At 48.5% G+C, this 14,964-nt stretch carries 16 protein-coding genes; 9 read left to right on the forward strand and 7 right to left on the reverse strand.

Annotated features, from left to right (window positions below; all coding sequences use genetic code 11):
- Nucleotides 1-191: 191 nt before the first annotated feature.
- Nucleotides 192-1,019: an ammonia-dependent NAD(+) synthetase gene (gene nadE / locus FEK46_RS21315; RefSeq protein ID WP_135559520.1), complete on the reverse strand. Its 828-nt coding sequence runs from the start codon at nucleotides 1,017-1,019 to the stop codon at nucleotides 192-194.
- A 200-nt stretch (nucleotides 1,020-1,219) separates the two neighbouring features.
- On the opposite strand from nadE, the gene osmE reads away from it, so the two are divergent.
- The 7 genes from osmE (at nucleotide 1,220) to chbG (ending at nucleotide 7,115) form a co-directional block, all read left to right on the forward strand.
- Entirely contained in the window at nucleotides 1,220-1,558 is a 339-nt protein-coding gene (gene osmE, locus FEK46_RS21320) for an osmotically-inducible lipoprotein OsmE (RefSeq protein WP_064529167.1), read from the forward strand.
- Between the two features lie 299 nt (nucleotides 1,559-1,857).
- Nucleotides 1,858-2,178 (forward strand): PTS N,N'-diacetylchitobiose transporter subunit IIB, encoded by a 321-nt coding sequence (chbB, locus tag FEK46_RS21325; RefSeq protein WP_000412160.1) that lies wholly within the window; start codon nucleotides 1,858-1,860, stop codon nucleotides 2,176-2,178.
- Nucleotides 2,179-2,259: 81 nt separating this feature from the next.
- Nucleotides 2,260-3,618, forward strand: coding sequence for a PTS N,N'-diacetylchitobiose transporter subunit IIC (gene chbC / locus FEK46_RS21330; protein ID WP_138194811.1), 1,359 nt, complete (start codon nucleotides 2,260-2,262; stop codon nucleotides 3,616-3,618).
- Between the two features lie 53 nt (nucleotides 3,619-3,671).
- Nucleotides 3,672-4,022: a PTS N,N'-diacetylchitobiose transporter subunit IIA gene (gene chbA, locus FEK46_RS21335; RefSeq protein WP_064529165.1), complete on the forward strand. Its 351-nt coding sequence runs from the start codon at nucleotides 3,672-3,674 to the stop codon at nucleotides 4,020-4,022.
- 7 nt (nucleotides 4,023-4,029) lie between these two features.
- Nucleotides 4,030-4,872 carry a transcriptional regulator ChbR gene (chbR, locus tag FEK46_RS21340; protein WP_171021378.1) on the forward strand — a complete coding sequence of 281 codons (843 nt, stop codon included), beginning with the start codon at nucleotides 4,030-4,032 and terminating at the stop codon, nucleotides 4,870-4,872.
- A 119-nt stretch (nucleotides 4,873-4,991) separates the two neighbouring features.
- A complete protein-coding gene (celF, locus tag FEK46_RS21345) occupies nucleotides 4,992-6,344 on the forward strand; it encodes a 6-phospho-beta-glucosidase (protein ID WP_135559521.1) in 1,353 nt (450 codons plus the stop codon).
- Between the two features lie 12 nt (nucleotides 6,345-6,356).
- Nucleotides 6,357-7,115, forward strand: a complete 759-nt coding sequence (gene chbG / locus FEK46_RS21350) for a chitin disaccharide deacetylase (protein WP_135559522.1) — start codon at nucleotides 6,357-6,359, stop codon at nucleotides 7,113-7,115.
- A 139-nt stretch (nucleotides 7,116-7,254) separates the two neighbouring features.
- Here the strand turns inward: chbG and katE are convergent, their stop codons facing one another.
- Nucleotides 7,255-9,516, reverse strand: a complete 2,262-nt coding sequence (gene katE / locus FEK46_RS21355; RefSeq protein WP_135406932.1) for a catalase HPII — start codon at nucleotides 9,514-9,516, stop codon at nucleotides 7,255-7,257.
- A gap of 182 nt (nucleotides 9,517-9,698) precedes the next feature.
- Here katE and cedA point away from each other — a divergent pair, with 182 nt between their 5' ends.
- Nucleotides 9,699-9,962 carry a cell division activator CedA gene (gene cedA, locus FEK46_RS21360; protein ID WP_130208300.1) on the forward strand — a complete coding sequence of 88 codons (264 nt, stop codon included), beginning with the start codon at nucleotides 9,699-9,701 and terminating at the stop codon, nucleotides 9,960-9,962.
- A gap of 46 nt (nucleotides 9,963-10,008) precedes the next feature.
- Here the strand turns inward: cedA and tcyP are convergent, their stop codons facing one another.
- The 3 genes from tcyP to hxpB form a co-directional block, all read right to left on the reverse strand.
- Nucleotides 10,009-11,400 (reverse strand): cystine/sulfocysteine:cation symporter, encoded by a 1,392-nt coding sequence (gene tcyP, locus FEK46_RS21365; RefSeq protein ID WP_135559523.1) that lies wholly within the window; start codon nucleotides 11,398-11,400, stop codon nucleotides 10,009-10,011.
- Nucleotides 11,401-11,532: 132 nt separating this feature from the next.
- Nucleotides 11,533-12,123: a metal-dependent hydrolase gene (locus tag FEK46_RS21370; RefSeq protein WP_064529159.1), complete on the reverse strand. Its 591-nt coding sequence runs from the start codon at nucleotides 12,121-12,123 to the stop codon at nucleotides 11,533-11,535.
- 161 nt (nucleotides 12,124-12,284) lie between these two features.
- Nucleotides 12,285-12,953, reverse strand: a complete 669-nt coding sequence (gene hxpB / locus FEK46_RS21375; RefSeq protein ID WP_130208296.1) for a hexitol phosphatase HxpB — start codon at nucleotides 12,951-12,953, stop codon at nucleotides 12,285-12,287.
- A gap of 146 nt (nucleotides 12,954-13,099) precedes the next feature.
- Here hxpB and FEK46_RS21380 point away from each other — a divergent pair, with 146 nt between their 5' ends.
- Nucleotides 13,100-13,636 (forward strand): YniB family protein, encoded by a 537-nt coding sequence (locus tag FEK46_RS21380; protein WP_130208294.1) that lies wholly within the window; start codon nucleotides 13,100-13,102, stop codon nucleotides 13,634-13,636.
- A 40-nt stretch (nucleotides 13,637-13,676) separates the two neighbouring features.
- Here the strand turns inward: FEK46_RS21380 and FEK46_RS21385 are convergent, their stop codons facing one another.
- Nucleotides 13,677-14,537, reverse strand: a complete 861-nt coding sequence (locus tag FEK46_RS21385) for a fructosamine kinase family protein (protein WP_130257723.1) — start codon at nucleotides 14,535-14,537, stop codon at nucleotides 13,677-13,679.
- A gap of 104 nt (nucleotides 14,538-14,641) precedes the next feature.
- Nucleotides 14,642-14,929 carry a type V toxin-antitoxin system endoribonuclease antitoxin GhoS gene (gene ghoS / locus FEK46_RS21390; protein WP_130218889.1) on the reverse strand — a complete coding sequence of 96 codons (288 nt, stop codon included), beginning with the start codon at nucleotides 14,927-14,929 and terminating at the stop codon, nucleotides 14,642-14,644.
- Between the last annotated feature and the right edge of the window lie 35 nt (nucleotides 14,930-14,964).

A 14,964-nucleotide genomic window follows, 5' to 3' on the forward strand; every position in this document is an offset into this window, starting at 1 on the left:
GTGGCGATTAAAAAAGAGGCAAGGCCGATGACAAATTTAAACTGCCAGATGCGCTACGCTTATCAGGCCTACTCGATTCCTGCAATGTATTGAATTTGCAAAGTTTTGCAGGCCGGATAAGGCGGTTACGCCACATCCGGCATGAATAAAGTATTTGGTGTCGACAATCTCAGGCGGGGAGGCCGCACTGTTTATTTTTTCCAGAAATCATCGAAAACCGTAATGGGTGGGCGGCGTTTATGCTCGGTTTTCAGATACCAGTTCTCAATCGTTCTGGCGACCTGTTCCGGGACATTTTTCCCTTCCAGATAGTCATCGATATTTTCATACGTTACGCCGAGCGCGACTTCATCTGGCAGTGACGGGCGGTCATCTTCCAGGTCGGCTGTTGGGGCCTTCTTATAGAGATGCTCAGGGCAACCTAACGCCGCCAGTAACTGTTTACCCTGACGTTTGTTCAGACGATACAGAGGGTTAATGTCTGTGCCACCATCACCATATTTAGTGAAGAATCCAGTAATGGCTTCTGCCGCATGATCGGTGCCAACTACGACGCCATTAGTCATACCCGCAATGCTGTATTGCGCTTTCATCCGCTCACGTGCTTTTTCATTGCCACGCACAAAATCGCTCAGTTCGATACCCGCTTCCCGCAATGCCTGTTCACTGGCGAGTACCGCGCCCTTGATATTGACGGTTAATACGCGATCCGGCTGAATAAAGGCAATGGCGTCCTGGCAATCTTGTTCGTCGGCCTGAACACCGTAGGGCAGGCGCAAGGCGATAAATTGCAGTGATTCATTACCGGTTTCCTGGCGCAGTTCATTAATTGCCATCTGACACAACTTACCGGCAAGGGTAGAGTCCTGACCACCGCTAATGCCGAGTACCAGTGATTTAATGAACGGGTAGGTTTGTAGATAGCTTTTCAGAAAATCGACGCTACGACGAATTTCCTCTTCAGCATTAATCTGCGGTTTTGCGCCCAGCGCCTTTATTATTTGTTGCTGCAATGTCATTGAACCCCTCCAGACAGAAAAATAAAACTTCCTTAAAGCTAACCCGTTGCTACAGAAACGACAAGCGACAGCAGGTTGAATGGTGGTTAAAACGTCATACAGGAATCCTCTGAAAGCGAAACCGTTTCGCTCTCAGGCTTGAAAAAGCCCCCGATGTATTCCAGGCTTATCTAACACGCTGATAAACAAGAGGACGGAATATGAACAAGAATATGGCAGGAATTCTGGGTGCAGCGGCGGTATTAACCATGCTGGCAGGTTGTACGGCGTATGATCGTACCAAAGACCAGTTTGTACAGCCTGTGGTGAAAGACGTCAAAAAAGGCATGAGCCGGGCGCAGGTTGCACAAATTGCGGGTAAACCTTCGTCTGAAGTGAGCATGATCCATGCTCGTGGTACTTGCCAGACCTACATTCTGGGTCAACGTGATGGTAAAGCAGAAACCTATTTTGTCGCGTTAGATGATACCGGACATGTGATCAATACCGGCTATCAGACCTGTGCCGAATACGACACTGATCCGCAGGCTGCGAAGTAATTCCTTCATCTGAAAGCTTGAGTCACAACGAAAACCGGCCATTGTGCCGGTTTTTTTATGCGCGTGTTCTTATTTGTTGACGCGAATTATTTAACCGAAATGTGAAGGTGGTCATAACAGCAGGTCAAGGAGAGACAATTTGTATAGTCAAAGAAATACTATTGCTCAGGTCAATACCGTATACTCTTTTCAGCCACCAAAAAAAGTCATGTTGGTTTCGCAAGTTACCCAGAGCATGGAAGCAGGTGAAGGCTTGCGGAGTGTCTGGCTGACAGATAATCGTTGATGAGGGCAGTTTTATGGAAAAGAAACACATTTATCTGTTTTGTTCTGCGGGCATGTCTACCTCTTTACTGGTATCAAAAATGCGCGCTCAGGCAGAAAAATATGAAGTTCCGGTCATTATTGAAGCATTTCCAGAAACGCTGGCTGGTGAAAAAGGGCTGAATGCCGATGTCGTTTTATTAGGGCCGCAGATTGCTTATATGTTGCCCGAAATTCAGCGTTTGTTACCCAATAAACCGGTGGAAGTAATTGACTCGCTGTTATATGGCAAAGTCGATGGTTTAGGCGTGCTTAAGGCTGCAGTTGCAGCAATTAAAAAAGCCGCAGCAAATTAATTTTTAAATTTTCCCGTCAAAGAGTTATTTCATAAATCTATACCGCAATATTTAAATTGCGGTTTTTAAGGGTATTTTTCTATGAGTAATGTTATTGCATCGCTTGAAAAGGTACTCCTCCCTTTTGCAGTTAAAATAGGAAAGCAGCCGCACGTTAATGCAATCAAAAACGGTTTTATTCGCTTAATGCCGTTAACCCTCGCAGGGGCGATGTTTGTATTAATTAATAACGTTTTCCTTAGCTTTGGGGAGGGGGCGTTTTTTTATTCCTTAGGTATTCGCCTCGACGCCTCGACCATTGAAACACTCAATGGTCTGAAAGGTATTGGCGGAAATGTTTATAACGGAACATTGGGGATTATGTCTTTAATGGCACCGTTCTTTATCGGCATGGCGCTGGCAGAAGAGCGTAAAGTCGATGCGCTGGCAGCGGGATTGTTATCCGTTGCGGCGTTTATGACCGTCACGCCTTATAGCGTCGGCGAGGCTTATGCCGTCGGCGCTAATTGGTTAGGCGGCGCGAATATCATCTCCGGGATTATTATCGGCCTGGTGGTGGCAGAAATGTTTACCTTTATTGTCCGCCGCAACTGGGTAATTAGACTGCCCGATAGCGTACCTGCGTCGGTATCGCGTTCTTTCTCTGCATTGATTCCCGGCTTTATTATTCTTTCCGTGATGGGGATTATTGCCTGGGCGCTGACGACCTGGGGCACAAACTTCCATCAGATCATCATGGATACCATCTCGACGCCGCTGGCATCGTTGGGTAGCGTGGTCGGCTGGGCGTATGTGATTTTTGTTCCACTGCTGTGGTTCTTCGGTATTCACGGCGCGCTGGCGCTGACTGCACTGGACAACGGCATCATGACGCCGTGGGCGTTGGAAAACATTGCGACCTACCAGCAATATGGTTCCGTCGAAGCGGCATTAGCTGCCGGTAAGACCTTCCATATCTGGGCCAAGCCGATGCTGGACTCCTTTATTTTCCTCGGTGGTAGTGGCGCGACCCTGGGCCTGATTTTGGCTATCTTTATTGCTTCTCGCCGTGCTGATTATCGTCAGGTGGCAAAACTGGCTCTGCCGTCCGGCATCTTCCAGATTAACGAACCGATTCTGTTTGGTCTGCCGATTATTATGAACCCGGTGATGTTTATCCCGTTTGTGCTGGTACAACCGATTCTGGCGGCAATTACCCTGGCGGCATATTACATGGGCATTATTCCACCAGTGACCAACATTGCGCCGTGGACCATGCCAACCGGTCTGGGAGCCTTCTTTAACACCAACGGTAGCGTCGCCGCCTTACTGGTCGCACTCTTCAACCTCGGTATCGCCACGCTGATTTATCTGCCATTTGTTGTGGTGGCTAACAAAGCACAAAACGTGATTGATAAAGAAGAGAGTGAAGAAGATATTGCTAACGCGCTGAAATTTTAATCGATATCGGCACAGGTAACGCTGTGCCGGGTAAGGAAAGTGAGGAACTGAGTATGATGGATCTCGACAATATCCCGGATACGCAAACCGAAGCCGAAGAACTGGAAGAAGTGGTGATGGGGCTTATCATCAACTCCGGGCAGGCGCGCAGTCTGGCGTATGCGGCGCTGAAACAGGCAAAGCAGGGCGATTTTGCGGCAGCAAAAGCGATGATGGATCAGTCACGAATGGCGTTGAATGAAGCGCATCTGGTACAGACGAAACTGATTGAAGGCGATGCGGGCGAAGGTAAGATGAAAGTGAGTCTGGTGCTGGTCCACGCTCAGGATCATTTAATGACCTCAATGCTTGCACGTGAACTGATTAGCGAATTAATTGAGCTTCATGAAAAATTGAAGGCATAAGGAGTTGATGATGCAGTCAGTGATTAACGCGCCGGAAATTGCCACAGCCCGTGAACAACAACTGTTTAATGGCAAAAACTTCCATGTGTTTATCTACAACAAAACTGAGAGTATCAGTGGGCTGCATCAACACGACTATTATGAATTCACCCTGGTGTTAACGGGTCGTTATTACCAGGAGATAAACGGTAAACGCGTGTTGCTGGAGCGGGGCGATTTTGTCTTTATTCCGTTGGGCTCGCACCATCAAAGTTTTTATGAGTTTGGCGCCACGCGTATATTAAATGTTGGGATCAGCAAACGTTTTTTTGAGCAGCATTATCTGCCGTTGTTGCCTTATTGCTTTGTCGCATCACAGGTATACCGGACCAATAGCGCTTTTCTCACCTATGTGGAAACGGTCATCTCTTCACTGAATTTCCGTGAAACCGGGCTGGAAGAGTTTGTTGAGACAGTGACTTTTTATGTTATCAACCGCTTACGTCATTACCGTGAAGAACAGGTAATTGATGATGTGCCTCAGTGGCTGAAAAGCACGGTTGAAAAGATGCATGATAAAGAGCAGTTTAGTGAAAATGCGTTGGAAAATATGGTGATACTGTCGGCGAAATCGCAGGAATATTTGACGCGTGCGACCCAGCGATATTATGGCAAAACGCCAATGCAAATTATTAATGAAATTCGCATTAATTTTGCCAAAAAACAACTGGAAATGACCAACTATTCGGTAACAGATATTGCATTTGAAGCCGGTTATAGTAGCCCCAGTCTGTTTATTAAAACGTTTAAGAAATTGACCTCGTTTACACCCAATAGCTATCGTAAAAAATTGACTGAATTTAATCAGTAGCCATTGTATCAGAACACTAAATTTACATGCTTGCTCTGTATAACCTGGTGTTTCCGGGTTATTCCTGACTTAGCGGCAGGCACGACGAATATCAGTATTTCCTAATGAAGGGAGAAATTATGAGCCAGAAATTAAAAGTCGTCACTATTGGTGGCGGGAGCAGCTATACCCCGGAATTACTGGAAGGGTTTATTAAACGTTATCACGAATTGCCAGTGAGTGAATTATGGCTGGTGGACATCGAAGAGGGTAAAGCGAAGCTGGATATTATTTTCGATCTCTGCCAGCGGATGATTGATAACGCTGGTGTACCAATGAAGCTTTATAAAACGCTTGATCGCCGCGAAGCATTGAAAGATGCCGATTTCGTCACCACCCAGCTGCGCGTAGGTCAATTACCAGCACGCGAACTCGATGAACGTATTCCGTTAAGTCATGGTTATCTCGGCCAGGAAACCAACGGTGCAGGTGGCCTGTTTAAAGGTCTGCGTACTATTCCGGTGATTTTTGACATAGTCAAAGATGTTGAAGAACTCTGCCCCAATGCCTGGGTGATTAACTTTACGAACCCAGCGGGAATGGTCACCGAAGCCGTTTATCGTCATACCGGATTTAAACGCTTTATCGGCGTGTGTAATATTCCGATTGGCATGAAGATGTTTATCAGCGATGTTTTAGCGTTGAATGAGAACGATGATTTATCTATCGATCTGTTCGGGCTGAACCACATGGTGTTTATTAAAGATGTTCTGGTAAATGGCAAGTCTCGCTTTGCCGAATTGCTTGATGGTGTGGCATCCGGGCAGTTAAAAGCGTCTGGCGTAAAAAATATTTTCGATCTGCCGTTTAGCGAAGGCTTAATTCGCTCACTGAATCTGTTGCCGTGCTCGTATCTGCTTTATTACTTCAAGCAAAAAGAGATGCTGGCGATTGAAATGGGTGAGTATTATAAAGGCGGCGCACGTGCACAGGTGGTACAGAAAGTCGAGAAACAACTCTTTGACCTGTATAAAAATCCGGACCTGAAAGTTAAGCCGAAAGAACTGGAACAGCGCGGCGGGGCATATTACTCAGATGCGGCGTGTGAAGTGATTAATGCTATCTACAACGACAAGCAAGCGGAACATTACGTTAATATCCCGCATCATGGGCATATTGATAATATTCCGGCAGACTGGGCGGTAGAAATGACCTGTACACTGGGGCGCGATGGCGCGACGCCACATCCACGCATTACACACTTCGATGACAAAGTGATGGGCTTGATTCATACCATCAAAGGTTTTGAGATTGCCGCCAGCCACGCAGCCCTTAGCGGTGAATTTAACGATGTGTTACTGGCGCTCAACCTTAGCCCGCTGGTGCATTCCGATCGTGACGCGGAACTGCTGGCAACAGAGATGATTCTGGCGCATGAGAAGTGGTTGCCAAACTTTGCTGACTGCATTGCAGAACTCAAAAAAGCACATTAACTGAGGCTGATTATGGAACGCTTACTGATTGTTAATGCCGATGACTTTGGCTTAAGTAAAGGCCAGAACTACGGCATTATCGAGGCCTGTCGTAATGGTATTGTCACCTCAACGACGGCGCTGGTGAATGGGGAAGCTATCGACCATGCGGTGCGGTTAAGTCGTGATGAGCCGAGTCTGGCAGTTGGGATGCACTTTGTCCTTACACTGGGTAAGCCGCTGACTGAGATGCCTGGGCTTACCCGGCAAGGTGTGTTGGGGAAATGGATCTGGCAGCTGGCAGAAGATGATGCCTTACCACTGGAAGAAATTTCCCAGGAACTCGCCAGCCAGTATCTGCGATTCATTGAATTGTTTGGCCGCAAACCAACACATCTTGATAGTCATCATCATGTGCATATGTTCCCGCAGATTTTCCCGATTGTGGCGAAGTTTGCGGCTGAAGAGGAGATTGCGTTGCGTATTGATCGCCAGCCAGTATTTAACGACGGTGATTTACTCGCAAATCTGCGCAGTTCACAGGGCTTCAGTAGTGCATTCTATGGTGAAGAGATCAGTGAATCACTGTTCCTGCAAGTGTTGGATGATTCCAGTCATCGCGGTGAACGCTCACTGGAAGTGATGTGCCATCCTGCGTTTGTCGATAATACAATTCGCCAGAGTGCTTACTGTTTCCCACGGTTAGCGGAACTGGATGTGTTAACGTCGGCGTCGTTGAAGTATGCCATTGCCGAGCGTGGTTATCGGTTGGGTAGTTATCTGGATGTGTAGGTAAGGCTGTTTTGCCGGATGCGGCGTAAATGCCTTATTCGGCATACAATATATTGAAATTTCATAGCATTATGAACATCCGGTAGGCCTGATAAGCGCAGCGCATCAGGCAAAGGTGGCGCAGTTGCGCCACCCATATTTACGCCGGAATTTTGTCAATCTTAGGCATACGTGACCAGACGCGGTGCGCCGCCATTAGCGTTAACAGTTCATCCATAAAACTACCGTCGGCGCTGTCGGCTTCCACAACCCCTTCTTCACCTTTGTCATCCACCTTAATTGTCGCTTTGAACTTGCGGGCGTCTCCCGCCAGCGCAATCGGTTTAAGGTGTTTGTAGGCTTCCATCAGGTAATAGTTCGCATCGCCGTTGTCTGCGATATCCGCAATATTACCGCAAGGGACAATGACCGCATCCACCGTCAGCGAAGGCGCTCCGGCAAAGGTAGCAGCAATTGGCAATACTGTGCCGTCATCGGTGGTCACTTCGCCCATCCGTGAATAAAGCAGTTTGGCATGAACGCCTTTGGCTTTCAGCGCCTTGAGAATGGCCAGCAGGTCTGCCGATCTCACTTCATCATTAAGCAAAATCGCTACCACACGGCCTTTGACATCACCGTCAGGAATGGCATACAGGCTTAATGTTGGGGCATTTTTCAGACCGTTGATGTCTGGTGGTGGGGTAATATTCAGTTGTTCATCAGTCAGTTCGATACCGAGATTTTCAGCCACAGCCTGCGCCAGAGTGAGATCGATATGTGCCAGTTGATCAACGACGCGTTCACGAATATACGGACGAGCAACTTTGCTCAATTCAAAGCTGAAAGCGTCGATAATGTGGCGCTGTTCAAACGGCGTCTGGCTTAGCCAGAACAGACGCGGATGGGAATAATATTCACCAAACGATGGGCTACGCTCGCGGACTTTGTTGCCTTCAACACGTTCCTGGTATGATTCAAATCCGCCGCGTTTCGGCCCCGGCGGTGTTTCGCGCGGCCAGTTGTCGTTGATCGAGTTTGGTTCGTAGTTTGCCGGATTGGTGTCGATTCCCATGCGGTGCATGCCGTCACGCTGGAAATTATGGTAAGGGCAGATCGGGCGGTTAATCGGAATTTCATGGAAATTTGGCCCACCAAGACGACTAATTTGTGTATCGGTATAAGAGAACAAACGCCCCTGCAATAACGGGTCGTTGGTGAAATCCAGACCGGGGACAATATGCCCTGGATGGAAAGCTACCTGTTCGTTTTCGGCAAAGAAGTTATCCGGGTTGCGGTTAAGCACCATTTTGCCGACGCGCTGTACTGGCACCAGTTCTTCCGGAATAAGTTTGGTTGGATCGAGAAGGTCGAAATCAAACTTGAATTCGTCTTCTTCCGGGATTAACTGGAAGCCCAGTTCGTATTCCGGGAAATCGCCTGCTTCAATGGCTTCCCACAGCTCACGGCGGTGGAAGTCCGGGTCACGTCCGGTGAGTTTCTGCGCTTCATCCCATACCAGCGAGGCTTTACCTGCCAGTGGTTTCCAGTGGAAACGCACAAACGTCGCTTTCCCTTCGGCGTTAATCAGGCGGAAAGTGTGGATGCCGAAACCTTCCATCGTACGGTAGCTGCGCGGGATCCCGCGATCCGACATCGCCCATATCACGTTATGCAGCGTTTCCGGTTGCAGGGAAACATAATCCCAGAATGTGTCGTGGGCGCTACCTCCCTGTGGGATCGCCCAGTGCGGTTCCGGTTTTACCGCATGAACAAAATCGGGGAATTTATGCGCATCCTGAATAAAGAAGATCGGCGTGTTGTTGCCGACAAGGTCAAAAATACCCTCTTCAGTATAGAATTTGGTGGCAAAACCGCGGATATCACGCACGGTATCTGCCGAGCCAGCACCACCCTGAACGGTAGAGAAACGGACAAATACTGGGGTGATTTTGTTCGGGTCAGACAGGAAGTCGGCTTTGGTAATATCGCTTAAGTTTTTATACGGCTGGAAATAACCATGAGCCGCAGATCCTCGCGCATGAACAATACGCTCCGGGATACGCTCATGGTCAAAGTGAGTGATCTTCTCGCGCAGAATAAAATCTTCCAGCAGCGTTGGACCACGGCTACCGGCACGCAGTGAGTTTTGATCGTCAGCGATGCGCACGCCCTGATTGGTGGTCAGCGCATAATTTTCACTACCTTTACGTACATCTTGCAGGGAATTGAGTTTTTCATTACGCGTATCAGGGGCTTTCAGACTGCCTGGCGCGGTCGGCTGCGCGCCTGGCGGGGTCGGTTCAGCCGCTGGGCGATGAGAGCCGTCCTCAGGTGCCAGTGAGTCCATTCCTGGTTTCGCTTCGTTCGAGTCGTGCAGGGGGGACTGGTGCTGATGTGGGGTCTTTTCGTTATGTTGCGACATTGAACTCGTCTCCTTATTTCATTGCTGAAAGGGCCGCTTTTTTGGTCAAAAAACCCTCTAACTATAGACCATCGGGGATGTCTCGCTCTGGAGGTGGTGTCGGCGAAAGTATTTGAAGATGTACGCAAAGCAGGACGGACGTGGGCTAAATCGGCTAAACTACATTTTTTCTGATTTTTAATATGCGTTTAGTGAAGCCAGTAATGAAGAAACCGCTACGTCAGCAAAACCGCCCGATTATTAGCTATGTCCCGCGCACGGAACCTGCGCCGCCGGAGCATGCAATTAAAATGGATTCGTTTCGTGATGTCTGGATATTACGTGGCAAATATGTAGCGTTTGTTCTGGTGGGGGAGTCATTCTTGCGCTCACCGGCGTTTAGTGTGCCGGAGGCGGCCCAGCGCTGGGCGAATCAGATTCGACAAGAGAATGAGGTCGAAGAGTAAAAAAACGCCTGTCGGGATGACAGGCGTTTTGCGTTATAAGCCAGGGTTAACGGTGAGCCAGTTCGGCGTCATCTTCGCTATCCAGAATGGATTTATCGGTCTGCTTCAGCCACTGGCTGGTCAGTGTACCTGCGGTCATAGAACCGCTGACGTTCAGTGCCGTACGGCCCATATCGATAAGTGGTTCAACGGAAATTAACAATGCCACCAGCGTTACCGGCAAGCCCATTGCAGGGAGTACAATCAGTGCGGCGAATGTTGCACCGCCACCAACGCCTGCAACACCTGCTGAACTCACAGTGACGATACCAACGAGTGTCGCAATCCACATTGGGTCTAGCGGATTAATGCCAACAGTAGGCGCAACCATCACTGCCAGCATTGCCGGATACAGCCCGGCACAGCCGTTTTGACCAATGGTCGCGCCGAAAGAGGCGGCGAAACTGGCGATGGATTCAGGAACACCCAGACGACGCGTTTGTGCTTCTACATTCAGTGGAATAGACGCAGCACTGGAGCGGCTGGTGAAGGCAAATGTCAGCACTGGCCATACTTTACGGAAGTATTTCAGCGGGCTTACACCATTAATGCCCAGCAGAATGCCATGCACTGCAAACATAATGATAAGACCGAGGTAGGACGCGACAACGAAGCTACCCAGTTTAATGATGTCTTGCAGGTTGGAGCCAGCAACGACTTTAGTCATCAGTGCCAGAACGCCGTATGGCGTCAGTTGCATGACCAGGCGAACCAGTTTCATCACCCAGCTTTGCAGCGTATCGATAGCGGTTAAGACTCGTTCACCTTTCGGCGCATCATCGTTCAGCAGTTTCAGTGCTGCAACGCCCAGGAAAGCCGCAAAAATTACCACGCTGATAATTGACGTCGGATTGGCACCGGTCAGATCGGCAAACGGGTTTTTCGGGATAAAGGACAAGACAAGCTGCGGAACGCTCAGGTCAGAGACTTTACCGACATAGTTGCTTTCGATAGCGTTCAGACGCGCAGTTTCAGCGCCACCCTGAACCAGCCCCTCAGCTGTCAGACCAAACAGATTAGTGACCAGTACACCGACCAGCGCCGCAATCAGCGTGGTAAACAGTAGCGTACCAATAGTCAGAAAACTGATTTTGCCTAGTTGGGACGCGTTATGCAGACGGGCAACCGCACTTAAAATGGAGGCAAATACCAGCGGCATGACGATCATTTGCAGTAGCTGAACATAGCCGTTACCGACAATGTTAAACCACTGAACAGAATCTTTAAGTACCTGGCTGTCAGAACCATAAATGGTATGCAGGGCAAGGCCAAAAACCACCCCCATCACCAGACCTACCAGCACTTTTTTGGCCAGACTCCACTGTTTGTGGCGGGTTTGGGCCAGCGCAAACAGCAGCACAACGAACACTATGATGTTCGCAATTAATGGAAAGTTCATCCCCGTTCTCCTGATCTTATTATTTCTATCGCTACGCAGTAGCCATAGTGTTGAAGCAAGATTAACAGAACTGTGAGCTGGCTCTTATATTCAAATGGAATGGCTTATTCCAGAAAAGCGATTTTTGTTTTTTTAGTATTCAACCTGATGCTTAATAAGGCGATGAAACTCGATCTGCAAGGTATTAATCATTTGCGATGACCAACGCACGGCACTGTTTTCGGGCAGTGAATGGGGCATCCACACTGACCAGACAAACAACGCCATGCAGAGAAAACGTTCTAACTGGTTGCCTTTTTGTGGAACCAGAATTGGCAGACGGAAACGCCATCGGCACGGCCAGAGTAGGGGAACGCCAGCAGGGGTCAGCATATCAGCAAGAATATGACTCAAATAACCGAGAACCATACCTTGCAGAGCATCAGCTGGAATAAACCAGCTTTCCGGAACTTTCAGATAAAAGGTCGCCAGTAGAGCAAACACCGCCAGCAGACTGTGGGTAAAGCCACGGTGACCAAAAGCGCGGGCAATGGGTTTTGATATCCACTTTAATCGCTGCCCAAGAAACGACTTTGGATGGTCAATATCCGGTAACAGACAAGTTAATATTGCAGAAGGGACAATATGCCACCAGTCACCCTGTGCCAGCACGGGTGTAAGCTCGGCATTTTTAGCAAACACCGCACAAGCAATAGAAAAGAGGAGGTGACCTTCCGCCGTCATGATAAAACTCACTAAACTGTCGATACGTACAGTATAGGGTTTTTATACAGTGCGCGGAAGTGGTGACGGTGTAACTCTTCATCATAATATGATGATAAAATCATCAGTTAAACGTGATTTCAGATAAGCAACCAGGGGCCGTGTCACCACGCCCCTTTTTATTAGCCGAGGAGGTCTTTCGTGGTGAGTTCTGTCAAGGATGAAAGTTTTACATTCGCCAACACAAAACGTGGATCATTTTGCGCTTCTGGTGCAGGAACGACGATGGAGCGCATTCGTGCTGCCTTCGAGGCGATCATGCCATTAACAGAGTCTTCCAGCGCCACGCAGGCGATTGGGTCAACGCCCAGTTTTGCTGCGCAGTCGAGATAAACCTGCGGATGTGGCTTGCTATAAGGCAATTTTTCGGCGGAGGCGAGGGCATCGAAACTGTCACGTAGGTCAAACATGGCCAGCACTTTTTCAAGCATATGCAGCGGTGACGCTGAAGCCAGGCCAACCAATAAGCCCTGCGCTTTACATAAAGCAACGGCTTCACGCACGCCAGGCAGTAATGGACGCGTCTCTTCAACCAGCGAAATGGCACGGGCAATTACCCGATCGACCACTTCCTGACGACTCGGCCCATTCCACGGTTGCCGGGCATACCACAGATCAACCACCATATCGATGCGTAAACCTAAGGTGTCCGGTAGCTCATTACGACGGGAGATGTCCACCCCCAGGCTTGCCATCACATCCAGTTCGGCCCGATCCCATAATGGTTCGGAATCGATAAGTAATCCATCCATATCAAAAATTGCAGCAAGAATCTGTCGTGGGGTTGACATTACAACCTCTCCTTTAGAGCATTATGTGTAAGGTATTAAGCAGTGCTTATGATTAAGCGCCTATCATATCGCCTTTAAAGAATGGGCGAAAACAGATATCTACAGGTAAACTAAGTGAATCGACGCGTCTTAATCAAGGAGAACTCATGACGTATCAACAAGCTGGACGCATTGCTATTTTGAAAAGGATTTTCGGTTGGGTGATTTTTATACCAACACTTGTTTCCACGTTGATTTCCTTGCTGAAGTTTATGAATATCCGGCAAGAAACCCAGGAAGGCATTAATGCGGTAATGCTCGACTTTGCCCATGTCATGATCGATATGATGCAAGCGAATACGCCTTTTTTGAATCTGTTCTGGTATAACTCGCCGACGCCCAATTTTAATGGTGGTGTGAACGTTATGTTCTGGGTGATCTTTATCCTGATTTTTGTCGGTCTGGCGTTGCAAGACTCTGGAGCACGCATGAGTCGTCAGGTGCGCTTCTTGCGCGAAGGCGTTGAAGATCAACTCATTCTGGAGAAGGCTAAAGGGGAAGAGGGGTTAACGCGTGAACAGATCGAGTCGCGCATTGTCGTTCCACGCCATACTATCTTCACACAGTTTTTTTCACTCTATATCCTGCCGGTAATTTGTATTGCTGCGGGATACGTGTTCTTTTCTCTGCTCGGTTTCATTTAATACAAAGGCCGCGCGGTGCGGCCATTATCATCGACTCCCGTCACGCGGCTAACAATCTATCCAATGATTGTTGAGCAATAACCAGATGTTGACCACCAAACAACCTTGCACGGTTTAGCAAAGTGTAAAGCTGGTAAATCGGTTGGCGTTCGAGGAAATCGATCGGTAGCGGTGACACTGATTGATAACCATCATAGATTTGCGGAGGCTGTTCGGTATGTAGCGGCAACATCGCCAGATCGCACTCTCTGTCGCCCCAGTAACAAGCAGGGTCGAAAATATACGGACCATTCGGACCTAGCGCACAATTCCCTGACCATAGATCGCCGTGTAACAGTGATGGTTGCGGCTGATGTGAGGCCAGGCGCTGCTGGATATGCTCGACGATGGCGTCGATATTGCCGAAGGCGATCCCTTTTTCTGCTGCCAGCTCCAGTTGCCAGCCAATCCGTTGTTCAGCAAAAAACGTTGACCAACGGCGTTGCCAGGTATTGGGTTGAGGGGTAGTAGAAAGGGCGTTATCGAAATCGAGGCCAAATTGTGGCTGGTCGCTCCATTGATGTAGATGCGCAATTTGCTGCCCTAAAATAAAGGCGTTATGTGCATCCAACGGCCGAGGAGGGAGATAATCCATCACTAGAAAACTGTAGTCACGGTCAGCGCCAACTGCCCACACCCGGGGTACGGTGACGGTTTTACTGCGAGACAATAACTCCAGTTGGTCGGCTTCGGCGGTAAAACCGGGAAGCAATTCTCTTTCATCACATTTGACGAAAAAGTCACGTCCTGCATAGCGCAAATGCCATGCGGCATGGACTTCCCCGCCAGGCAGTTCATTACGCAGTTCGATTTCGCCTTCACCTAACTGCTCGCTCAAAAGACGACTGATTACCTGCCACATGATGTCTCTCCCATGCTGTCTGCCAGATCATAAGGTTAGCGCAAGAATAAGGTGTAAAAACACGAGCTAACGCACACCACAGACTGATTATTGCCCAAAAATCTTTATTTGTTGCTATTCCATTCCTCCCAGGTGGTGATCCTTATCTCGGGGTCTTTGCCTGTAGCACTCTGGGCGAGTCCGGCAACGAGTTCTCTTATCTCATCTTCGTTTTGCGTACTGATAAGTCCAAAGGTATTCGTCCCGAGTTCATGGATATTCCCATCATCGTCTGTCATGGTCAGTGAAAAGCCATCGCGTGTCAGAAAGTTATTTAACTCATTAATTTCAGTTAATGTATCTTCATGCAACATGACGGTAATGACATAACGGACAAGATCGCCACCAGCCATAATTCACCTCTTTGTTATCACGTGATTTTTTAGCA

Origin of the sequence: Escherichia sp. E4736 (assembly GCF_005781225.1) — a bacterium.
GTDB lineage: Bacteria > Pseudomonadota > Gammaproteobacteria > Enterobacterales > Enterobacteriaceae > Escherichia.